We start from the raw sequence: 22,955 nt of genomic DNA, 5'->3' as shown, positions 1-22,955 counted from the left end.
CTTACCTTTTTGTAGAAATCAGCCGCGCCCATGCGAGGCACGGGAACGGCGAGCCAGCGAGTCGACGATGACGGCAATGGCAAGAACAGCGCCGGTAATCATGTAGCGAAGCGCCGACGACAGATCGAGCATGGTCAGGCCGCTCGCGATCGATTGGATGACGATGATGCCGAGCAGCGCGGAATAGGCGCTGCCGCGGCCGCCGAAGAGGCTGGTGCCGCCGATGACGGCCGCCGCGATCGCATTCAGATTGACGTCTCCCGTACCCGCCTGCTGGCTGGCCGATGCCAGGCGCGCAGCCGCCAGCACGCCGCCAAGGGCCGCGAACATGGCGCAAAGCACGAAAGCGCTGGTGTAGATTCGCCGCACGTTGATGCCGGCGCGGCGCGCTGCCTCGCGATTGCCGCCGACCGCCGACATGGACCGGCCCCATTGTGTGCGCGTCAGCGCATAGTCCATGAGGATAACCAGCACCACGAACACGGCGAACATCCAGGGAATGCCGCGATCCTGATTGAGATAGAAGGCGACGAACTCCAAAGCCACGGTGATGACAGCCGCTTTGGCCAGGAGGCCGCCGACGGAGGGAGCCGAAAGGTTCGCCTGCTTGCGCCGCCGCGCCGCGCCGAGACCGGCAACCAGCATCACCGCACCCGGAATGAGCGCGAAGACATAGGCAAGCGGCCGGGGAATGACGAGGAGCTGGCCGAAATTCACGATCGCCGAGCCATAGGGCAGATTGATGGAACCCGTCGCGCCGAGCAGGTAGAGCTGCATGCCGAGCACGGCAAGAAGCCCCGCCAGCGTGGCGACGAAGCTCGGCATGCCCAGCCGATTGAACAGAACGGCATAGACCGCACCGATCACGCCGCCGACAACCAAAGCCGCCAGGATCGCCAAAGCCACCGGCCAGCCCTCGTTCACCCAAAGCATGCCGACCATGGCCGAAGCGAAGCCGCTGATCGACCCCACCGAAAGATCGATTTCGCCGACCATCAGCACGCAGACGATGCCGAGCGAAATGATGCCGACGGTCGAGGCATCGAACAGCAGGTTGGCAAGGTTGTTGCTGGAGAGGAAGGTCGGGTTGAGCGTGCCGAACACCGTCCAGATGATGACGAGGCCGACAACGACAGGCAGCGAGCCGAGATCGCCGGAGCGCACCTTGTCGATGAACGAACGGATGGTGGCTGCAAGCCCTGCATCATGGTTCACACGGACATCGCCGCGATCGAGCAACAAAGTGGATTGCTTGCTGTCCTCACTCATGGCTGGCCCCCTTCTCTCTGCTCCTGCTGGGCCTGACGCCGCACGGCGCGGCGCGACACCGAATTTTCCGTAGCACCGGTGATGGCGCTGACGAGTTCCTGGTTCGAGGTGTCGGGATAGAAGATCCCATTGTTGCGGCCGAGGCGAAGGACGACGATGCGGTCGGCGACGGCGCGCACGTCCTCCATATTGTGGCTGATCATGATGACGCCGAGACCCCTGTCACGGACGCGCTCGATAAGGTTCAGCACCTCCGCCGTCTGCGCCACGCCGAGTGCCGCGGTCGGCTCGTCCAGCATGATGAGTTTGGGCTCGAGCAGCAGCGAACGGGCGATCGCCACCGTCTGCCGCTGACCGCCCGAAAGGGATGCGATCGGGATGCGCACGCTCGGGATGCGCGCCGCAAGCTCGTTGAGCAAGGTCCATGCGCGGACCTCCATCGCGGTTTCATCGAGCTTCAACGGGCTCAGTTCGCGGCCGAGAAAGATGTTGGCGACGACATCGAGATTTTCGCAAAGCGCCAGATCCTGGAAGACCGTGGCAATGCCGAGATCAAGCGCGGTTGCCGGATCGCTGAGCGTCACCTGCTTGCCGCGGAACGTGATCGTACCCGAACTCGGCTGGTGGACGCCGGCCAGAACCTTGACGAGCGTCGATTTGCCCGCGCCGTTGTCGCCGACGAGTGCGACGACTTCGCCGGCATGTACGTCAAGATTGATATCCGTCAGTGCCGAGACGGCGCCGAAGTGTTTGGAGATCCCCTTGAGGCTGAGCACAGGCTCGCCTGACGGGGCTCTTGGATCGGAAGCGTCACTCATGACTAGCTACCTTCTCGGGTTGAAATGCTGGGATGCGTTTGGTTTCCGGCCGCCGAAGCGGCCGGATCTGAAGGGTTGGGAAAGCTCAGCTGCCGATACCGAGCTTCTTGCAGCCATCGGCATAGCGGTCGATGCAGAGCTGGTCCGGCGTCTGGATCGGCTTACCGTTGACGGCCTTGTCGATGATTTCGGCCTTGAGATTTTCGGACGTAACCAGTGCCGGCGTGAAGAGCTTGGTCGGCGTGTCGAAGAGCTTGGTGTCGGCTTTCGGCGTCTCGCCGGAAAGCAATTCGATCGCGACATTGGCGGCAGCGGCGGCAACGATCTCGCTCGGCTTCGAAATCGTGTTGTACTGATCGCCGGAAATGATGAGCTGCAGGCCGGCGATCGTCGCGTCATTGCCGGTGACCGGCGGAACGGGATCGAAACCGGCCGCCTTGAACGCGGCGACAGCTGCGCCACCCGTGCCGTCATTGGCGGCAACGACGCCGAGGATCTTCTTGCCGAAACGGGTAATCTGGCCGCTTGCCCATTGCTGCGCCTTGGGCGGCGCCCATTCCGGCGTATCGAATTCGGCCAGCACCGGATATCCGCCCTCGGCGAGACCGGCATGAATGCCCTTCTTGATCAGGCCGGCGGCCGCATCGGTCGGCGAACCGTTGATCTCAAGAAGGCCGCCGTCGCCCGCCTTCACGTTCTTGGCCTTGAGATGATCGACCAACGATTTGGCGATCATCTTGCCGATCTCCTCGTTGTTGAAGGAGACATAGTAGTCGGCGGCAGCCGAGGGAATCGGACGGTCGTAAGCGATGACGCGCACGCCCTGGCTCTGCGCCAGCTTGACCAGCGAGGCGGCGGCCGTGGAATCGACCGGGTCGAGCACGATGGCCTTTGCGCCCTGCGAGATCGCCGAATTGAACTGCTGCTGCTGACGCGAGGCATCGCCATTGGCATTCTGGTAGATGACCTTGCAGCCGGCGCAGAGCTTCTTCATTTCCGCCTGGAAACCGGGGAAGTCATGCTCTTCGTAACGTGTCGAGCTCTGGTCGGGCATCAGGAAGGCGACGGTTGCGTCGGTCACCTTGGCGGACTGGGCGAAGGCGGACGTGCCGGCCAGAAGGCCGACGGCAAGTGCGGCTGCACCGGCGATTTTGAGTGTGACATGAGTCATTGGAATTTCTCCGTTCCAAATGGTAATAGTTTCCCTTGACCATCACGGCTGTCTGCACGCGATGTTCTTGTTCGATGCTCGCCGGCAACGGTCATCCAACCGAGGCGGCTGCTATTTTTTGGACAAGCGTTCTCCTTCGGGCGACAGAGGTGCCCGTTCGCTTGGTCCGAATATCGTCTCTCCTCCCTGTCCTCCCTTTTGTTAGGCGGCCTCCACCGCGCGTGCGTGCTGTGCCAATAGTGATCTGAACCGGGAAGGCGCCATGCCCTTCTGATCCAGGAAACGCCGATTGAAGTTCGAGATATTGTTGAAGCCTGCCGCAAAGCAGATGTCGGTGATCGTCATCCCGGCCTCGCTCATCAACAGATGGCAGGCGAAGTTGATGCGCAGCCGGTTGACATATTGCACCAGCGCTATGCCGGTATGACGGCGAAAGCTGCGCGAAAAGGCGCTCGGGCTCTGGCCGGTCAGCTCAGCGAGGTCGCATTCGCTGAACGGCTCGGTCAGATGCGTGTTGATGTAGGCCAGCGCCTGGTTGACGCCTGCCGACATGAAACCGGATGGATCCGGCTGGTAGCCGGCGCTGGCAAGCGTGCGAGTCCCCTGGGCGCTGCTCATGGCATCGAGAATATTCATGAAGAGTTCGATGCGGCGGATGCCTGCCGCCTCGACCAGTTCGCCAAGGATCGGGCCGACGACGGCGGCAGTCTCGGGAGTGAAAAGCGCGCCTCTGCGACTTGTTTCGAGAATACCGCCGCAAGCGGAAAGCTCCGGGAAAACCCTGCTGGCATCGGCGAAGAAGGATTCGGAAAACTGCAGGACGCGGCAGCGCAGCGGCAGGGTGACGCCAGCGGGCACATCGCTCACCCAGTTGTGCGGTAGGTTCGGTCCCGTCAGGACCAGATTGCCCGGCTCGAACTCGCCGATGAAATCCCCGACGAAATATTGACCGGTTGTCGCCACCACATGATGGATTTCATATTCGGGATGGAAATGCCAGCGAACCGTACGGTAGGGATAGCCGTGCTCCCAGGCCTTGAAAGACTCGCCGCTGCCGATCGCGACCACTTCCAAATCGGGATTCATCAGCAAGCCTCCTTTCGTCCGTCCGCCTCGTTGCGGTTACGGCGCCTCCTCCCAGAGGCCATTGCGTCTTCCATGTGGTAAATCTACCCCTCGCAATAGCCTTCCGCTACTACGCCTTGTACGTTCGGCCGATACTTTTTTGACATGAAGGGTGGCTTGTTTGGTCAAATGTGCAGTGCGGCATGGGCACTGCGATGCCGAAGCATCGATATCCGGCGTAGAGCGCCGAGAGCTCTGCCCGGAGCCGACAAGACAGACGAAAGCCTCTCAGCAATCGTCCATCTCGCCGGAGCCGTCATCAATTCAAGATGAATCCCCGCAGACCTTGATCCGAGGCGTCAAGGGTGCGTTCGGCGGGCGCTATGGTCCGCTCGTTTCGTTATTTCTTCTTCCCTTGATCGTGATGCCATTTGATGGCGAAGAACATCCCCGTGCCTAGCACGAGAACCTTGAACGTAATGAAGATTATAGGGAACCAATCCATCATTTTGAGTATTTCCAGGCTATTACCTGACGCTACCTATCGTGGGGCGCGCTACCCCAAAACTGCTGCATACAACAGCAGCCATTCTGACGCAGGTGAGATCATAAACTTTCGGTTGGTGATGAAACGACCGTCGGCGTCACGAACGGCGAAGTCTGCCCGCTTTGGCCATTACGCCAGTCCCGGAACCTCGCCGCCGTCCAATCACTCGACTTAGCTGCGATACGTGCTGCCGACAGGCTTACGGATAAAGGCGGCGGAACGTCACCCAGAAACTGGGGAAGGAGCGCTTTGCCGCCTATGTAAAGCAATTCCGCTACGGCAATGAAGACGTGGATGGAACGCCGCAAGACGATGGCCTGACGCACGCTTGGCTCATGAATTCTCTAGCGATCTCCGCCGACGAGCAATGCAGGTTCGTCTCCGACTTCCTCAATGGTAGTCTTGGCGTCGGAGCAAATGCTTATAGACAAACCCGCTTGTCACTTCCTGCGTACCCTGGGTCAGGGGGGTGGATGGTTCACGGAAAAAGTGGAAGCGGGTGGCTCAGAAATAGCGCCGGCCAGATCGATAAATCGCGGCCGCAAGGCTGGTTTGTCGGATGGGGCGAAAGGCAGGGACGAACCGTTGTCTTTGCGCGCTTCCAATTGGATGCGAAACCATCAGCTACGCCGGGCGGTACTTTGGCGCGTAATTTTATCCTAGAAAACCTTTCCGCGTTGGCCGGGTAGTAAGAGTTTGTTGCAAGCGAAAGCCCCACCAGCGTATGCCGATCGGGCTGCGAATTCACGTTCTTCGTAGGCGATGCCATCATGAGAGGCCCAAGTCCAAACCGAGCATCCTGCTGAGAACGAAGGTAACGACACCCGCACCTAGGAGCAACAGCACGAAGATTGCCGCTATCTTGCCGCCCATACGTAGCGCCGCGCGTCTCTCCTCCTCCCCCTGATCGTGATGCCACTTGACGGCGAAGAACATCCCCGTGCCCAACACGAGAACCTTAAACACGATGAAGACTATAGGGAACCAATCCATCATTTTGAGTATTTCCAGGCTATTACTTGACGCTATCTATCGTGAGGAGCACGAGCTCAGAACCGCTGCTTCAGCAGCTTCATGTTTTGTTCAAACCATCGGCGAACCCAATTTCGATCGTAACGTTCCCATTCCCACGGCATAGTGGTGTCATCATCCATCTCGCCGCAGCCGTCATCCATTCAAGATGAATCCCCGCAGACCTTAATTCGCTGCGTGCGACGTATCGGTCGCCGGAAGACGGACGAGTTTGCCTTCCTCGGCCTTGTAGAAATACTGGCTCGCCACCAGCCACCCCTTCAGCGGCCGCAATGGCGGAATGCAGGTCGCCAGCATGAAGGGTCCGGTTACCAGGAACTGAACCCAGATCGGCGCCGAGAAGGCCACCTCCAGCCAGACGCCGAGAAGCACGCTCGGAATGCAGGCAAAGCAAATAACGAAGAACGCCGGGCCATCGGCGGGATCCGCGAAGGAATAGTCGAGGCCGCACGCTTCGCACTGCTTGCGCAAGGTCAAGAACCCATCGAATAGGCGACCCTGCCCGCAACGAGGGCAATGGCAACGAAGGCCGGTCTGAATCGGGCTCAGCGGAGGATATTCGGTATCCATGGCGGCTCACTCCTGAATCAATATTCCAAGGATGTGCAATCAATAATTCGATTGCATGCATTCAATATAGTTACAATGAATGCAAATGACGAGTCCATCTGGCAGAATGACGCAGGAGGAGAGCCGGCGCATGACGAGAGATCGTCTCCGCGCCGAAGCCGGATCCGTCCAGTCAACGGTGAAACAGCGATGAAGCTCTAAAAGAAGGAGGCGGCCATTTCCGGCGGGCCTTCGAGCGCGTGCGCCATGAAATCGAGCGCACCCTTCAACGCCTCGCGACTGATCGGGCCACCGAGGCAAACGCGCACGGCCTCAGGGACGATGCCCTCCACCGTGAAGGCATCGCTTGCGACGACGCCGATACCTGCATTGCGCATATGGCTGCCGAAAGTCGCGCGGGTCCAGCCGTTGGCCAATGGCAGCCAGATATTGAAACTGATGGGATCGGCGCGATAGCTTCCGGACGGCAGAATTTCAGCCACCATCGCCTGCCGGGCGGCGGCCTCCGTGCGAATGAAGCGCAGGATGCCATCGGCCGTGCCGTCTTCGATCCAGCGTGTCGCCAGCGCCATGTTGAGCGGCGACGCCATGACATTGTTGCTTCGCATCGCACTGACGAAAGGCCAGATCGACTTGGTGTCCGGCGCCACGACGAAGGCGAGGCGAAGCCCCGCGCCGATGCATTTCGCCAATCCGCCGATGTGCCAGGTCAGGTCCGGAGCAATGGCAGCCATCGGTGGCGGCGCGTTGAGCGGAATGAAGCCATAGGCATCGTCCTCGATGATGGGCACGCGGTATTTGCGGGCAATGGCGGCAATCGCCTCGCGCCGCTTTTGCGGAACGGTCAATGTCGTCGGATTTTGCAGTGTCGGATTGAGGTAAAGTGCCTTTGGCCGCAGACGTTCGCAGCTTTCCCCAAAGGCGTCTGGCAGAATTCCGTCCTCGTCCATCGGCAGCCCCGCGAGATTGAGCCGGAGCTGGGCGGCAATCGAACGCATGCCGGGATAGGTGATGTTTTCCGACAGCACGGTTTCGCCGGGCTTGGCCAGAAGGCCAAAGATCGCCAGCAGGGCCGGATGCGCGCCGGGCGTCACGAAGATGCGCTCCTGCGAGGGGGTGAGCCCGCGCCGGCTAAGCCAGGCACCGGCCGCCTCCTTGTCTATGCCCGCGCCACCGAACCCCTGATAGCGCAGCAAGGGAATGAGATCGGCCGCCACGACCGACATGCCCTCCCGCATGCGGGCGACGAGATCCGGATCATTCGGCTCCGGCGGAAGGTTCATCGAAAAATCGATGACGGAGGCGCGACGCGGATCAGGAGCGGTATCGAGGGAGAAACCACGCCGCTCCCTCTCCTGTCTGCCGGTAACGAAAGTCCCCCGCCCCACATGCGAATCCACCAGCCCGCGCTTCTGTGCCTCGACATAACCGCGCGCCACCGTCGTGAAGTCGATGTTGAGACGCTTGGCAAGCGCCCGTTGCGGCGGCAACCTGTCGCCCGCGGCCAGCACGCCGCTGCGCAGATCCATCTCGATAAGATCGGCGATGGCGATGTAACGGGGGCTGGAGGAGCGGCTGAGGTCAGGGTGCCAGTTTTTCATTTCATGCTCCGCAAGGGGAACCGGACCTGAACTGCAACGGGGCCGGCATTGATCGCATATTGTTGCATACAACTTACATCATGTGGAACCATCGGCTCCAGTTTTCACTTGGATAAGACCAAATGTCGCGCCCGCTCCGCCGATGTCTCGCATTCAGGGAGATTTTTGCAATTGATCGCGTGAAGGGTCGCTATGATTGCACACAAAGCACGCGGCCGCAAAAGCTCGCGTGGTTTGGAAAAGTGACCTCATGGCAATCGGCGCACCGGTTTTGGCCGGCGCGCCGATCGTATGGCTAAAACCTCGGTCAAGGACGGGCGACCCGTTTATTTCTCCTGAGGGCGCGCGGCTTTCGCCTTCGCTTGATCGTCCACGAGTTCGTACCACATGGCATTGAGGACGGCGAATGCCGCCGCCAGAGGAAAGCCGAGAAGCCAGGCAAAGTACCACATAGGAAATCTCCTTCAGGATCAGTAGGCGTGACCGCCCTTGTCGTTGACCGTCTTCTCGTCGACCTTGCCCCACAGCACATGGTAGACCCATGCGGTGTAAGCCAGGATCATCGGCAGGAAGATGATGGCGACGACCAGCATGATGAACAGCGTCATGTGACTGGACGACGCGTCCCAAACCGTCAGGCTGGATCGCGGATCGAGCGATGACGGCAGGAGGAAGGGGAACATCGACAACCCGACCGTCGAAATCACGCCGAAGATGGAAAGCTTGCTGAACAGCAGCACGGTGACTTCCCGCCGGCCAAGCATGGCGAGCAGCGCCGCAGCCGCGCCGACAAAGCCGAGAACCGGCGCGATCGTCATCCAGGGATGCGTGCTGTAATTCGAGAGCCATGCCTTCGCGCTGCGCTCGACCGTCTTCAGCAAGGGATTGGACGGCCCGCCGACGTCGATGGGGCTCACGATGTGATAGCCATCGATACCCATCCACAGAAACAGGCCGCCGAGCGCAAAGAGCACGATCACGGCCAGCGCCGCCACGATGCCGAACCGGCGGGCGCGTTCGGCTACCACGCCATCCGTCTTCACCTGGAGCCAGGCTGCGCCGTGCATGACGAGCATGGCAACGGACAAGAGGCCACAGAGAAGGGCATAGGGGTTCAAAAGGGCGAAGAAGGATCCTTCATAATAGATGCGCATATCGTCGTCGAAGCGGAAGGGCACGCCCTGCAGCACATTGCCGACCGCAACGCCGAAGATGAGCGACGGCACGAAGCCGCCGACAAACAGCGCCCAGTCCCAGCCCGCCTTCCACCGTGCGCTATCGCGCTTGGAGCGATATTTGAAGGCGACCGGTCGCAGGATCAGCGCGAACAGGATGGCGAACATGGCGAGATAGAAGCCGGAGAAGGACACGGCGTAGAGCGGCGGCCAGGCGGCGAAGATGGCGCCGCCCCCGAGGATCAGCCAGACTTGGTTGCCTTCCCAGGTCGGGCCGATCGAGTTGATGGCGATACGCCGCTCCGTATCCGTCCTTGCGACGAAGGGAAGGAGCGTGCCGACACCGAGGTCGAAGCCGTCGGTGACGGCAAAACCGATCAGCAGCACGCCGAGAAGCAGCCACCAGATGACACGCAAGGTCTCGTAGTCGATCAATTCATGCAGGATCATGGCAGGTCACTCCGCAGCCGGAACGAGGTTTTCGGAAATCAGCTTGGCCTCCGGCTTGTCGTCCGCTTCGGGACCCTTGCGGATCGCCTTGATCATCAGCGTCATCTCGATGACGATGAGGACGGTATAAAGCGCGGCAAAGCCGAGAATGGTCAGAAGCACGGTGCCGGCACCGAGGTTGGAAACGGCCGCCGCAGTCGGCAGCACGCCTTCGATAATCCACGGCTGGCGACCGAACTCCGCAACGACCCATCCCAGTTCGATGGCGACCCATGGCAGCGGGATGGCAAATACCGCGACCCGCAGCAGCAGCGGATACCGGTCGAGACGACGCCTTGCCGACAGCCAGAAGAAGACCGCCGTCAGCAAAATGAAGAACATGCCGAGACCGACCATGATACGGAAAGCCCAGAAGATCGTCGGCACATGCGGAATGGTATCGCGGGCCGCCTGAGCGATCTGCTCCTCCGTCGCCTGGCGCGGATCGTCCACATAGCGCTTCAAGAGCAGCGCATAGCCGAGTTCATGGCCGATATCCTCGAAGGACGTGCGCGCTTCGGCGGTGGCAACGTCCTGCGAGGCTTCGCCCGGCGTAGCCGGCTTTGCGGCGCGAATCTTGATCAGCGCGTCGTAAGCCTTGATGCCCTGGCGAATATGGTCCTTGGCCTGCGCCTCGAGCTTGTCGATGCCGGCGATCTCCGTCGTCAGCGAGCGCGTGCCGATCAGACCCATAGCCCAGGGAATGTGAATGGCATAATGGGTCTCGCGGGCCTGCTGGTCGGGAAAGCCGAAGGCGGTAAAGGCGGCCGGTGCCGGCTCGGTCTCCCACATGGCTTCGATCGCGGCGAGCTTCATCTTCTGATGCTCGGTCGTCAGGTAGCCGCTCTCGTCGCCGAGGACGACAACGGAAAGCGCCGAAGCCAGGCCGAAGGATGCCGCGACCGTCATGGAACGCTTGGCGAGCTCGACGCTGCGGCCGTTCACGAGATACCAGGCCGAGACGCCGAGGACGAAGACGGAAGCGCAGACATAGCCGGCCGAAACGGTATGGACGAACTTTGCCTGCGCCACCGGATTGAAGACCACGTCGAAGAAGCTGACGATCTCCATCCGCATGGTCTGCGGGTTAAGCGCCGAGCCCACCGGATTCTGCATCCAGCCATTGGCGATCAGGATCCACAAAGCCGAGAAATTCGAGCCCAGCGCCACGGCCCAGGTGGCGACCAGATGGCCGACCTTGGACAGCTTGTCCCAGCCGAAGAAGAACAGGCCGACGAAGGTCGCCTCGAGGAAGAAGGCCATCAATCCTTCGATCGCCAGCGGCGCGCCGAAAATATCGCCGACATAGTAGCTGTAATAGCTCCAGTTCATGCCGAACTGGAATTCCATCACGATGCCGGTGGCGACGCCGAGCACGAAGTTGATGCCGAACAGCGTTCCCCAGAACTTCGTCATCTGCCGCCAGATCTGGCGGCCGGTCATGACATAGGTTGTTTCCATGATGGCGAGCAGCACGGAAAGGCCAAGCGTCAACGGCACGAACAAAAAGTGATACAGGGCCGTCATGGCAAACTGCAGGCGCGATAGCGCCACGATATCCAGTTCCATAGTCTTTCTCCCACCCCCTACGGTGTGTCTGACAGGAATGCGACGCCATTCGACGCGTCGCGGGCATGTTCACCTCTCAATCCGGCCGCAACCGGTTGAGAAGCATTTCGAATTCCGGTGCGCCGCGGCATGCGCTGGCGGCGATGCGACCGCCATCCAGGAGCACGATGCGGTCTGCCAGGGCAGCCTCGCGGCGAATATGCGTTGCGATCACGAGGCTGCGCCCGTCGGCAGCCAAGGCAAGCCGTTCGAGCACGGCGCGGGCGGTGGCGGCATCCAGGCCTTCCGTCGGTTCGTCGAGCAACCAGAGCGGCGTGTCGCGCAGCAGAAGCCTTGCCAGCGCCAGCCGGCGCAGCTGCCCGCCGGACAGGCCGCCGCCCCCCTCGCCCAGGCGGGTCGAAAGACCTTGCGGCAGCGCCTCGATATCGTCGAGCAGGCCGGCCGTTGAAAGCGCGTCCCGTAGGCGATCGTCATCCGCATGGGGGTCCGCCAGCTTCAGGTTGCCTCGGACCGTGTCCTGAAACAACGCGCTGCGCTGCGTCAGTGCCGCTGCCGGCAGGCCGGCGACGGCACCGCTCGTCGCGGCAATCTCGCCTGCAAGCAGGGCCAGCAATGTCGACTTGCCGGCGCCGCTCTGCCCGACGACCGCCAAACGCTCGCCGGCGGCAAGCGACAAAGACACATCCTGCAAGACCGGATGCGATGATCCCTCGTGCCCTGCGACAACAGACGTAAGCTGGAAAGCGCGGCCGGCCACCGGGTCAGCACGCTGCGTCGGAGCGGAGGCAACGCTCAATCGAGGAGCAATGCGCCTTGCGGCAAGCAGGGTTCGGCCGAGTTCGAGGGCACCACGTCGCAGGGCAGCGAACGGCTCCGTGGCAGCAAAGGCGACGAGGAGCGCCAAGGCAGCGGCGGGAGCGCCGATCGTTCCCTGTCTGGCAAGTAGGGCGACGATCAGAAGCGTGGCCGTCAACAGCAATGTGGACCCAAGCGAAAAGCCTGCTGCGACGGCATTGTCGATCCGGTTCAGGGCATCGTCAGCCTTGGCCAGCCGTTCGTCGGCTTCGGCAATCGCGGCTCTTTGTGCCTGCAATTGCCCGGCCATTGCCAGATCGGTCTGGCCGGCGACGAGATCAACGGCACGGGCGCGCAGCGCCTCCATCGCGTGGGCGCGGCGGCGTCCCGGCTTCAGCGCCAGGTGGCCCGCAACGAGGGAAAGCCCAAGACAGAGCGCGACCAGCCATATCCCGGCCATGATCCCGAACAAGGGGGCGATGAAACAGAGTGCGATCATGACGGCAACGGCGGCGAGAACCGCAACGGCGGCCGGCACCAGCACGCGCAGATAGAGCGAATCGAGCGCATCGACATCGCTCGTCAGTCGGAACAGCAGTTTTGCAGGCCTGCGGATCATGGCCGCGGCGGCTTCGGGCTCCGCCCAGCCGCGAAACAGCCGTTCGCGCAGCGCGGCGAGAACCCTGAGGGTGGCGTCATGGGTGACGAGCCTTTCACCGTAGCGGGCAGCCGTTCGGCCGATGGCAAGCATGCGTATGCCGGCCGACGGTACGAAGACGTCGAAAACCGCGGCGCTCGTGACGCTCAATCCGGCAAAGGCCGACGCGGTGATGAACCAGCCGGACAGTCCCAGCAACGCGCCGCCGGCAAGCATTGCCAAGGCGGACAAACCCGCGCCAAGGGCAAGGCTCGCGCCGCGCTCGATCCAGAACAGCCTGACGAGAGGAAGAAGTAGCCTGAAGGAACGCCTCATGCGGCCGCCCTCGGCGCCTGCCCATCCAGGCGCACGATCCGGTGCATGCGCGCCGCAAGCACCGGATCGTGCGTGGCAACGATCAGGACCCGGCCTTCGGCGAGCGCAAGCAATGCATCCGTCACGACGGCAGCCGTTTGCGCATCGAGATGCGCGGTCGGCTCGTCGGCGAGGATGATGTCGGCCCGCTCATCGACCATCATGCGCGCCAGCGCCAGCCGCAGCGCCTCGCCACCGGAAAGACCAAGTCCCCCTTCCCCGACCGCTGACACGCGCTCGGGCGTGAAGACCCGATCCAGACCGACACCCGCAAGAGCCGCCGCAACCGCTTCGCCGTCGATGCCGACGCGCCCCAGGGCAATATTGCGCGTGACGCTGGCGGCAAAAACATGAGGCGACTGGCCGATCCATGCCATGCGGCGGCGCAGTCCGTCGACGGTATCGTCGCGCAGCGGAATACCGCCGATGCGGATGACACCCGTGTCATGCCGCGCCAGACCGGCCATCAACGACAGAAGCGTGGTCTTTCCCGAGCCACTGGCGCCCCAAAGCGCCACATGCTCGCCTGGCCCTATGGAAAGATCGAAATGATCGATGACGGCCTCCCGCTCCGGGCCGTGCCGAAAAACCAGATCCGAGATCTCGACCGACGCGGGACCGGCCGCGGTGGATGGCCGCGGATCGACACCGCCAAGGATGGTTTGATGCGAAGATGCCAGCTCCGCCAGCGCCGAGAGCGCGGCCTCGCCATTGGCGCGGTCGTGCCAGACAGCGGACAGCTCACGCAACGGCTCGAAGAAAGCGGGGGCAAGCAGGAGAATGAAAAGGCCCTGCGTCAAAGTCAGATTGCCCTCCCAGGTGCCGATTTCGACCGAACCGAGAAGGCTGAAGCCGACGTAAACGGCCGTCGCCGCGACGCCGAGCGCTGCGAAGAACTCCAGGACGGCCGAAGACAGGAACGCGATCTTCAGCACGGCCATGGTGCGGAGCCGCAGCGAGTCCGCATCCGCGCGCAGACGCAGTGCGGTAGCATCGACGGCATCGAGCGCGCGAATGGTGGCGAGGCCCCGCAGGCGGTCGAGCAGAAAGGCATTGATGCCGCCGGTCTCGGCGAGCTGCTCCTCGCTGGCGGCTTTCGCGCGCCAGCCGATCAACGCCATGAAAACCGGGATGAGCGGCGCGCAGAGCACGAGGATCAACCCCGCCAGCCAGGAAATCGGCACAATACAGACAAGCATGACAAGCGGCACGGCGCTCGCCTTCATGCGAGCCGGACGGAACCGTGCGAGATAAGGCACGACGGCTTCGGCCTGCTCGCCCAAAACGCTTGCCGCCAGGCCGGATGCGGGACGGCCGCTATCGAGGGGTGAACGCAGTGCAAGCGCCGCGGCCGCAGCAGCACGCCGAGTGCTCAATTCCCTGCGCGCAGCCCGGAACGCAAGCCGCCCGCCAGCGGCATCCAAGCCGGCTCTCAGGACCCCGATGGCCGCAACGACCGCAGCCGGTGCCGCCACGTCGCTCACGCCGCCTCCCCGGCTGATCGCTCCCACGCCCATGGCCAGCATTGCCGCTTGAGCGATCCACCCGAGAGAAGACAGGCAAAGCAGGGCGGATGCGAGGCCGAGACCGGGACACTTTCCGGTGGCCGGGCCAGTTGCCGTGCGACGGGCCGACAAACTAACCGACGAAGGCGGGTTCGCGGCATTGCGTCTTTCCAAGATGCCATCGGTGGCGGAGGAAGCAGTCACCTTAGCCCGTCCTTTCCAATTCCATGCCAAAAAGGAGGGCCCGCCGACCGGCAGGACCGGGTGACCTGCCCTGCAGACACACCGGTCCTTCGTCGAACCCAGAACGCACTTGCCGCAATCGACGATATCGGAGCGCCAATATGACTGGCTTTCCGCCTCTTGTCAGCGACAAGAATAGCAACAGCCGTCTCGCTGATGGGTTGAAACCATGGCAAGCTGTTCGCGACATGGTTCTAGGCATGTTGTGCACTGCGCAAAAGCATGCAGGATGTCGCAGGGCGCCGCTGGAGCGATGGCAGATTGACGCAGAAGCCTATGATATTTTTGAGCCGCCGCGAGAAAGACCATGAGCTGAGCGGCGGTTAAACTGTTTGCGTTGCAGCAATTTTCTCGATGTCCGCAGCATCTTGCCTTGCGTTGGCGGCATGGTCCTGACGGGCCGCGCTGATAATAAAACCGCGACCATTTGACCTCGATCATGGCAATAGACGACCGAAGCGCCGAATCATCCGGTCGAATCGGCAGCGCCTGCAACAGAACCCGCCGCGCCCGACGGCGTCGAAAGCGCACAGATGTGTATGGTTCGCATCATTGCTGCGACGACACTTGACGGGGCGCGCCAATATCGCTGTGCTGGACACTCGTTTACTTCTCCGGGCAAGTTTCAACCGGCGAGATTGCGAGTCGGGTTTGGAAACTGCAGCGGTCGACGCATGAGGAGAGCTTGATGTACGACAAGATCATTTGCGCTATAGGGCTGGGATCACGCGAGCGTGCCGAACGCCTGTTACGCACCGCCCATGCCCTTTTGTCGCCTGAAGGTGAACTCACCGTCGCGCACATCATCGATCGTTTCCCATCCGGACACGAAAGCCCCGACGAATGGGCGGTCTCCGTCATCAAGGAGGCAGAAGAAAAGCTGGGCGCCCTGTGCAGGCGCCTCGGCATCGCCGCCTCCATAGAAGTGCGCCCGGGGACGGCCTCGAAAACACTGCTGACGATTGCCAAGGAGAAGAAAGCAGACCTGATCGTCCTTGCGACGCATAATTCGGATATTCTCGATCGCATATTCGGCTCCACGGTCGAGTATGTCATCCGACACGCCGATTGCTCCGTTCTCGTCGAGCGCGCGGACACGGCGCATGACGACACGACCAAGACGGGCAAGACAAAGCACGCATGAAACCCGCCGGGATGAGGCGGCTGCATGCAGTCCGTTGCGGAAGATTCAGTCGAACACCATTGCCGTAACGGTTTGCTATACCCTCCAACAATGCTACCTACCCGCCTCGATCCATACCCAAGACGAGCTGCATGACCGAATCCGCCATCACCTGGAGCATCGCCGGCCTGACAGCCTTGGGCGTCGTCACGCGCCCCTTCCGATGGCCGGAAGCGATCTGGGCGGTTCTCGGCGCAGCACTTCTGCTCGCCTTCAGGCTCATCGGCCCGGCCGACGTCTGGGCGGGGGTATCGAAAGGCTTCGACGTCTATCTGTTTCTGATCGGCATGATGCTTCTGTCGGAGCTTGCCCGGCGCGAGGGGCTGTTCGACTGGGTCGCGGCAATCGCCACCTCGCATGCCAGGGGTTCGCCACGCCGGCTGTTCCTGCTCGTCTATGTCGTCGGCGTGGTCGTAACGGTGTTTCTGTCGAACGATGCCACTGCCGTCGTGCTCACGCCGGCGGTCTATGCGGCGTGCCGGGCGGCACGGGTCAAGGATCCCATGCCGTACCTGCTGGTCTGTGCCTTCATCGCCAATGCCGCCAGCTTCGTGCTGCCGATTTCCAACCCCGCCAATCTGGTCATCTTCGCAGGCGGCGAAATGCCGCCCTTGTCGCGCTGGATGCAGACGTTCCTGCTGCCCTCCATCGTCTCGATCGTCGTGACGTTCGCCTGCCTTTACTGGGTGCTGAGACGCGCACTTGCGGAAGACACGATCGCACGCGATGTCGGCCAGCCTGCCCTTTCGCATAGCGCGCGGCTGGCCGGGTGGGGGCTTATCGCAACGGCTCTCATCCTGATCGGGGCGTCCGCGATGAATGTCGATCTCGGCATTCCGACATTCGCCGCCGGCGTCGTCACGACGATCATCGTTCTGGCGCTTACCCGGCAAAGCCCGATCGAGACGGTTCGCGGCATAAGCTGGAGCGTATTGCCGCTGGTTGCGGGCCTCTTTGTCATCGTCGAAGCGGTCAATCATACAGGCTTGACCGCGCTCCTGTCGGAAAGGCTTGCATCGCTGGCGGCGCAATCCCAGGTACAGGCGGTCGGAGCGGCCGGGTTTTCGGTTGCGATCGTCTCCAACCTCGTCAACAACCTGCCGGCCGGGCTTTTCGCCGGCAGCGCGGTGCAGGCGGCCCATGTCCCCGACGCCATTGCCGGAGCGGTGCTGATCGGCGTCGATCTCGGTCCCAACCTGTCGATCACCGGCTCGCTCGCGACGATCCTCTGGCTTGCGGCCCTGCGCCGGGAGGGGCTTCACATGGGAGCGCTGACCTTCCTGAAGATCGGCGCCGTCGTGATGCTGCCCGCGCTGATCCTCTCGCTTGCAACACTCGCGCTGATCTGACGGCTGACAGCATCGAGTTTATAGACGACCGGTCGATTATTTGTTATCGCACCGCTCATGGTGACAAAGAAGAAATCGGAGCTGACTCGGAGCCACATTCTCGCAATCGGGCGGGAATTGGTGCTGCGCAAGGGTTTCGGCGGCGTGGGCCTGAAGGAGCTGCTCGAACAGAGCGCTGTGCCCAAAGGGTCTTTCTATTACTATTTCGCGTCCAAGGAGGCCTTCGGCTGTGCCCTGCTGAAGCAATATTGTTCCGACTACGCCGAGCGCCTCGATGCGCTTTTCGGCTGGAAGGGCAATGGCCACCAGCGGGTGATGCATTATTGGAACGCCTGGCTTTCCGATGGCAATACCGCCAGCCTGGCCGACCGGTGCCTGGTGGTCAAGCTTGCCGCCGAAATCTCCGACCTCTCCGACAATATGCGCGTAATCCTGCTCGGCGGCGTCGAGGATCTTATTCGCCGCCTCACCAAGACCATCACCGAAGGACGCGAGGACGGCTCCATTTCACCTTCCTGCATTCCAGAAAAGACGGCTCGTTCGCTCTACAGCCTGTGGCTCGGTGCGGCGATCCTGGCCAAGCTTGGAAAAGACAGAACCCCGCTCGACCAGGCCATGCTCGCTACCGAACAAGCGCTTTCCACGCCCGGCGGCCTTTGACGCAAGCCCGGACCAGCATGTCAACTCACAAGGAAAACAAAATGCGCAGTGCCATCCACGATACCTTCGGCGATCCGACTGCGGTCCTTTATCTGGCCGACATGCCCTTGCCGGAGCCTGCCGCGGGGGACGTGCGCATTCGCACCATTCTCTCCCCCATCCACAACCATGATCTTTGGACGGTACGCGGCGCCTATGGCTACAAGCCGATCCTGCCTGCGATCGGCGGCAGCGAAGCGGTCGGCATCGTCGATGCCGTGGGATCCGGCGTCGACAAGACTCTGATCGGCAAGCGCGTCGTTGCGGCCGGCGTGCATGGCACCTGGGCCGAGCAATTCACGGCGCCGGCGGCAAGCCTCGTCCCCGTGCCCGACGTCATCAGCGACGAAGCCGCGGCTCAGCTCATCGCCATGCCGTTCAGCGCCATCGCGCTTCTGGAATCCCTCAACGTCGGGCCTGGCGACTGGATTATACAGAATGCCGCGAACGGTGCCGTCGGCAAGACGCTGGCGATGCTGGCGCACAGCCGCGGCATCCACATGATCAATCTGGTCAGGCGCGATGGCGGCATCGACGAGCTGTCGGCATTCGGCATCGGAAACGCCGTCTCGACCGCTTCTGCCGACTGGAAGGCGAAGGTGCGCGCCATGGTCGGCGACGCGCCGATCCGGGCGGCCGTCGATTCGGTCGGAGGCGTTGCCAGCAACGATCTCGCCGACCTGCTGAGCGAAAATGGCCTGCTGGTTTCTTTCGGCACCGCAGCCGGCAAACCCATGCAGATCGCCTCGAGGGCCGTCATCTTCAAGCAGCTGACGATCAAGGGCTTCTGGGGCATCAAGGTCAGCGCCGCCATGTCCGCCGACGAGCGGCGGCGGTTGATCAGCGAACTGATCACCAGGGTCGCTTCCGGCGAGGTCAAGCTGCCGGTGGAAGCAGCCTACGACATCACCGAAATCGCCGAGGCGGTAAAGTCTTCGCTGGCGCCCGGAAAGGCCGGCAAGGTTTTGCTTAAACTTTAGATTTCCCGCAACGGTACTCGCCGGCCGTCGATCCCGCGACCGGCGATGCCCTCATTGCCGGGTGCGCGATTGGCTTGCCTGAACGCGGCCGCCTCAATTTGACCCTTTACGACTGATTCATTCTCCAGATGGTTCTTTAGATACTGCTCAGACTTTTGCGCTATCTAACGGAAATTATTTATGTCATTCGGAGAGTCATCGGTGAGCGCCGTGACATTGGAAGAGGTCGATCGCCAAATCCGCAACGGGTTTAGGCTTCTTCGTTTCAAGCCCGCGATCGAATCGCTCTTCCTTCAGGATTACACCGCCCACCGGGTCAAGCTCGCCCCAATTTGGGCTATCGTCGGTACGCTGATCTACGACATGGTCTATTTTGGCGACCGCACGATGATGGCGAATGTCTTCCCGCAGCTCGTCATCGTCCGCTTCGGGATCTTCACGCCCTTCGCGCTGTTCAGCGTCCTGGCCCTGAGGCGATGGCCGAGCGCGTTGAACTACGATCTGCTTGCCATCGGCGTGGCGGTTCTCGGCGCCCTTCTGCCGATGTCGGTCGCCATGCGCAGCGGCAGCCCGTACCTGTTCGTCTATCAGAACGGCAACGTGGCCGCCTTCCTCTTCTTCGTCATCGCGCTCCGGCCTCGATTCGTGACGATCCTCCTCGGTCTCGCGCTGATGTGCGCCGTGCAGTTCACCACCACCAAGCTCAGCGGCGCCTTCGACGACGTGGTCTATGCCGGCATCGTCACCTTTTACATAACGCTGGTGATCTTCCTGGTGATCAGCGCCTACATTTCCGAACACAAGGACCGGCTGAACTTTCTCAATCAGCTCCGCGGCGGCCTGCTGCATGTGCAGCTCGAACAGAAATCGGAACGCGACGAGCTGACCGGCCTCTTCAATCGGCATTCACTGGAGCGGGTGCGCTCCTCGATCTGGCGGACGAAGAGCGGCACGACCTCCGTCGCCATCGTCATGATCGACATCGATCGGTTCAAGCTGTTCAACGACGTCCATGGCCATATCGAAGGCGATGATTGTATCCGCGCCGTCTGCCAATGCATCTCGCGCGAAATCGGCGTCAGCGGAACCACGTTCCGTTTCGGCGGCGAGGAAATTCTGATCCTTCTGCCCAATGTCGACCGCGAGAAAGCCTTTGCGATCGCCGAGCGAACACGCAGGGCGGTCGAAGCTCTCGGCATCCGCCACCGCGGGCTCGACGATGGGCAGGTGATCACCGCCAGCCTCGGCGTCGCCTGGGGCGAAACCTCGAGGCAATCGCTTGAGGATCTGCTCAAAACGGCCGACACAGCGCTCTACGAAGCCAAGCGCCACGGCAGGAACGCCGTCTTCCCACCGCACGCTCTTCCGGAATTGTCCTAGCCAGATCCACCGGAAAGACGGCTCGACCGGTTAGCGACATCCGCTAATCATCGTGCAGAAATTCGGAAAATCGCTCTTGTCCCTCTAGTAGCTAGAGGATGTAGCAATGGTTCCAACAGCCAATTCGGAACCGGAAGATGACTTCGACAACACAACAGAGCCGCTATCGCGTGGAAGGCATGGATTGCGCTTCCTGCGCTGCGAAAATCGACACGGCCGTTCGCCGTCTTCAGGGTGTGGAGGACGTCTCGGTCTCGGTGACCGCCGGTACCATGACGGTCAGGCACCAGGGCGATCCAGACCTTCTGCCGACCATCGCCAAGCGGGTCACCGGGCTGGGATACAAGCTCTTTCCACTTCCCCAAGGCAATGTCGCCACGCCCAAGGTGGAAAAGGACGACCATGCCTGCGGCTGTGGCCACGATCATCACGAACACCAATCGCACGACCATGACCACACAGGGCACGATCACGATCATGGCGGCCACGCTGACGGAGGCAGCGGTCATCAGCACGATCATGAGGGGCATGGCCACGGCTCGAACGAGCGTGAGGCGGCAGCTGCCGGCCTTCACGGCCACGACCATGGACCGACCAACGGGCCCTGGTGGAAATCGGCCAAGGGCCGCCTGACCATCGCCAGCGGCGTGGCGCTTGCGGCAGCCTGGGGTATCGGCAAGCTCATCCCCGCACTGGACGTCTGGATCTTTACCGCCGCCATGCTGGTCGGCCTGCTGCCGATTGCGCGACGGGCCTTCATGGCCGCGAGGATGGGAACGCCATTCTCGATCGAAATGCTGATGACGATTGCCGCGGTTGGCGCTGTTGTCATCGGCGCCAGCGAGGAGGCTGCGGCCGTCGTATTCCTGTTTTTGATCGGCGAACTGCTGGAAGGCGTTGCCGCCGGCAAGGCGCGTGCCAGCATCCAGTCGCTGACGAACCTCGTGCCCAAGACCGCTCTCGTCGAGGAAAACGGCAAGACCCGCGAAGTACAGGCGGAAGACCTTGCCGTAGGGGCCATCATTCTGGTTCGGCCAGGTGACCGCATTCCGGCCGATGGCGTGATCCTCTCCGGCGAAAGCGCCATCGACGAAGCGCCGGTCACCGGCGAAAGCACACCCGTGCGCAAGGGTGCCGATGCAACCGTTTTTGCCGGCACGGTCAACGGCGATGCCGTGCTGCGTGTGCGCGTGACCGCAGCGGCGTCCGACAACACCATCGCCCGCGTCGTCAAGCTGGTCGAGGAGGCGCAGGAATCGAAGGCGCCGACCGAACGCTTCATCGATCGCTTCTCCCGCTATTATACTCCGGGCGTCGTCTTGGTCGGAGCGCTCGTCGCCATCGTGCCTCCGCTGCTTTTCGGCGGCGCCTGGGGCGAGTGGGTCTACAAGGGTCTGGCCATCTTGCTGATCGGCTGCCCCTGCGCCCTCGTCATCTCGACACCGGCCGCCATTGCCGCTTCGCTATCCTCAGGCGCGCGGCGCGGGCTATTGCTGAAAGGCGGCGCCGTGCTCGAAAATATCGGCAAGGTCACGGCTGTCGCTTTCGACAAGACAGGCACGCTGACCGAAGGCAAGCCCAAGGTCACCGATATCGTCGGCCTCGGCATGAACGATGCGGACGTGCTGCGATTGGCGGCGGCGCTCGAAACCGGCTCCAGCCATCCGCTCGCTCGCGCCATCCTCGACCGCGCGACAGCTACGGGAACGGATATCCCCCAGGTCATCGATGCCAAAGCCATCGGAGGCAAGGGTGTCAGCGGCACGGTCGACGGTATAGACGTATTCCTCGGGTCGCCGCAGGCGGCAGCCGACAGGGTTTCGCTGCTTCCGGAGCAGTCAGCCCAAATCGCCGCCCTCAATGATGAAGGCAAGACCGTCTCCATTCTCGTTGCCAACGGCGCTGCCGCGGGCCTGCTGGCCATGCGCGACGAACCGCGTGCCGATACGGCAGCCGGCCTCAAGGCGCTTTCCGATGCCGGCATCAAGACGATCATGCTGACGGGCGACAACCAGCGCACGGCACAGGCGATCGGCAAGACGCTCGGCATCGAGGTCAGGGCGCAGTTGCTGCCCGAAGACAAGCAGCGGATCGTCGGCGATTTGAAGCAGCAGGGCTTTCGCGTCGCCAAGGTCGGTGACGGCATCAACGATGCGCCGGCACTGGCAGCCGCCGATGTCGGGATAGCCATGGGCGGCGGGACTGACGTTGCGCTGGAAACGGCGGATGCCGCCGTGCTGCATGGGCGCGTCGGCGATGTTATCGAGATGATCGACCTTTCCAAGCGGACAATGACCAATATAGGCCAGAACATCACCATCGCGCTCGGCCTGAAGGGCGTCTTCCTGGTCACGACGATCATCGGCATCACCGGTCTCTGGCCGGCGATCCTCGCCGATACCGGAGCCACGGTGCTGGTCACCATGAACGCCCTGCGCCTCCTCGCCGTCAGGCCTCGCCGCGTCGCGGCCTAAGACCGTCTGCCCGGGCGTCGATCGCAATA

19 protein-coding genes and 1 pseudogene are annotated in these 22,955 nt (G+C 62.2%); 7 read left to right on the top strand and 13 right to left on the bottom strand.

Annotated features, from left to right (window positions below; all coding sequences use genetic code 11):
• Window positions 1–18 precede the first annotated feature (18 nt).
• From ACQZ6J_RS12770 to ACQZ6J_RS12755, 4 genes are all read right to left on the bottom strand, one after another.
• Entirely contained in the window at window positions 19–1,269 is a 1,251-nt protein-coding gene (locus ACQZ6J_RS12770) for a sugar ABC transporter permease (protein ID WP_449084311.1), read from the bottom strand.
• Entirely contained in the window at window positions 1,266–2,087 is an 822-nt protein-coding gene (locus ACQZ6J_RS12765) for an ATP-binding cassette domain-containing protein (RefSeq protein ID WP_163985350.1), read from the bottom strand. Before ACQZ6J_RS12765 ends, ACQZ6J_RS12770 begins: the two co-directional genes overlap by 4 nt.
• An 85-nt stretch (window positions 2,088–2,172) precedes the next feature.
• Entirely contained in the window at window positions 2,173–3,258 is a 1,086-nt protein-coding gene (locus tag ACQZ6J_RS12760) for an ABC transporter substrate-binding protein (RefSeq protein WP_163985351.1), read from the bottom strand.
• Window positions 3,259–3,459: 201 nt separating this feature from the next.
• Window positions 3,460–4,344: a helix-turn-helix domain-containing protein gene (locus ACQZ6J_RS12755; RefSeq protein ID WP_449084310.1), complete on the bottom strand. Its 885-nt coding sequence runs from the start codon at window positions 4,342–4,344 to the stop codon at window positions 3,460–3,462.
• A gap of 756 nt (window positions 4,345–5,100) precedes the next feature.
• Between ACQZ6J_RS12755 and ACQZ6J_RS12750 the strand changes: the two are divergent.
• Window positions 5,101–5,559 (top strand): annotated as a pseudogene (locus ACQZ6J_RS12750) (penicillin-binding transpeptidase domain-containing protein); the annotation flags it as partial.
• 79 nt (window positions 5,560–5,638) lie between these two features.
• Here ACQZ6J_RS12750 and ACQZ6J_RS12745 read toward each other — a convergent pair.
• The 9 genes from ACQZ6J_RS12745 to cydD form a co-directional block, all read right to left on the bottom strand.
• Window positions 5,639–5,866 (bottom strand): hypothetical protein, encoded by a 228-nt coding sequence (locus tag ACQZ6J_RS12745; RefSeq protein WP_348643441.1) that lies wholly within the window; start codon window positions 5,864–5,866, stop codon window positions 5,639–5,641.
• 53 nt (window positions 5,867–5,919) lie between these two features.
• On the bottom strand, window positions 5,920–6,045 hold the full coding sequence (locus ACQZ6J_RS12740) for a hypothetical protein (protein ID WP_449084309.1): 126 nt from the start codon (window positions 6,043–6,045) through the stop codon (window positions 5,920–5,922).
• Between the two features lie 22 nt (window positions 6,046–6,067).
• Window positions 6,068–6,472, bottom strand: coding sequence for a DUF983 domain-containing protein (locus tag ACQZ6J_RS12735; protein ID WP_449084308.1), 405 nt, complete (start codon window positions 6,470–6,472; stop codon window positions 6,068–6,070).
• A 197-nt stretch (window positions 6,473–6,669) separates the two neighbouring features.
• The gene (locus ACQZ6J_RS12730) at window positions 6,670–8,073 is read right to left on the bottom strand and encodes an aminotransferase-like domain-containing protein (protein WP_449084307.1); all 1,404 of its coding nucleotides are present in this window, start codon (window positions 8,071–8,073) and stop codon (window positions 6,670–6,672) included.
• A 326-nt stretch (window positions 8,074–8,399) separates the two neighbouring features.
• Window positions 8,400–8,525 (bottom strand): cytochrome bd-I oxidase subunit CydX, encoded by a 126-nt coding sequence (cydX, locus tag ACQZ6J_RS12725; protein WP_449084306.1) that lies wholly within the window; start codon window positions 8,523–8,525, stop codon window positions 8,400–8,402.
• Between the two features lie 18 nt (window positions 8,526–8,543).
• Window positions 8,544–9,698, bottom strand: a complete 1,155-nt coding sequence (gene cydB / locus ACQZ6J_RS12720) for a cytochrome d ubiquinol oxidase subunit II (protein ID WP_449084305.1) — start codon at window positions 9,696–9,698, stop codon at window positions 8,544–8,546.
• A 6-nt stretch (window positions 9,699–9,704) separates the two neighbouring features.
• Window positions 9,705–11,306: a cytochrome ubiquinol oxidase subunit I gene (locus tag ACQZ6J_RS12715; RefSeq protein WP_163985357.1), complete on the bottom strand. Its 1,602-nt coding sequence runs from the start codon at window positions 11,304–11,306 to the stop codon at window positions 9,705–9,707.
• 76 nt (window positions 11,307–11,382) lie between these two features.
• Window positions 11,383–13,074, bottom strand: coding sequence for a thiol reductant ABC exporter subunit CydC (cydC, locus tag ACQZ6J_RS12710; protein ID WP_449084304.1), 1,692 nt, complete (start codon window positions 13,072–13,074; stop codon window positions 11,383–11,385).
• Window positions 13,071–14,750, bottom strand: coding sequence for a thiol reductant ABC exporter subunit CydD (gene cydD / locus ACQZ6J_RS12705; protein WP_449084458.1), 1,680 nt, complete (start codon window positions 14,748–14,750; stop codon window positions 13,071–13,073). Before cydD ends, cydC begins: the two co-directional genes overlap by 4 nt.
• A 799-nt stretch (window positions 14,751–15,549) precedes the next feature.
• Here cydD and ACQZ6J_RS12700 point away from each other — a divergent pair.
• From ACQZ6J_RS12700 to ACQZ6J_RS12675, 6 genes are all read left to right on the top strand, one after another.
• Window positions 15,550–16,005, top strand: coding sequence for a universal stress protein (locus ACQZ6J_RS12700; RefSeq protein WP_163985360.1), 456 nt, complete (start codon window positions 15,550–15,552; stop codon window positions 16,003–16,005).
• A 131-nt stretch (window positions 16,006–16,136) separates the two neighbouring features.
• Window positions 16,137–17,393, top strand: coding sequence for an arsenic transporter (locus ACQZ6J_RS12695; RefSeq protein WP_449084303.1), 1,257 nt, complete (start codon window positions 16,137–16,139; stop codon window positions 17,391–17,393).
• A gap of 57 nt (window positions 17,394–17,450) precedes the next feature.
• Complete coding sequence (locus ACQZ6J_RS12690; protein WP_163985362.1) at window positions 17,451–18,053, top strand: TetR/AcrR family transcriptional regulator; 603 nt, start codon at window positions 17,451–17,453, stop codon at window positions 18,051–18,053.
• A gap of 41 nt (window positions 18,054–18,094) precedes the next feature.
• Window positions 18,095–19,072 carry a zinc-binding dehydrogenase gene (locus ACQZ6J_RS12685; protein ID WP_163985363.1) on the top strand — a complete coding sequence of 326 codons (978 nt, stop codon included), beginning with the start codon at window positions 18,095–18,097 and terminating at the stop codon, window positions 19,070–19,072.
• A 201-nt stretch (window positions 19,073–19,273) separates the two neighbouring features.
• Window positions 19,274–20,452 (top strand): GGDEF domain-containing protein, encoded by a 1,179-nt coding sequence (locus ACQZ6J_RS12680; protein WP_449084302.1) that lies wholly within the window; start codon window positions 19,274–19,276, stop codon window positions 20,450–20,452.
• 137 nt (window positions 20,453–20,589) lie between these two features.
• The gene (locus tag ACQZ6J_RS12675; protein WP_449084301.1) at window positions 20,590–22,926 is read left to right on the top strand and encodes a heavy metal translocating P-type ATPase; all 2,337 of its coding nucleotides are present in this window, start codon (window positions 20,590–20,592) and stop codon (window positions 22,924–22,926) included.
• Window positions 22,927–22,955: the final 29 nt, after the last annotated feature.

Source organism: Rhizobium sp. A37_96 (genome assembly GCF_053521765.1).
The sequence above is the reverse complement of the archived record's forward strand: the minus strand, read 5'-3'. Positions and strand labels throughout refer to the sequence as shown.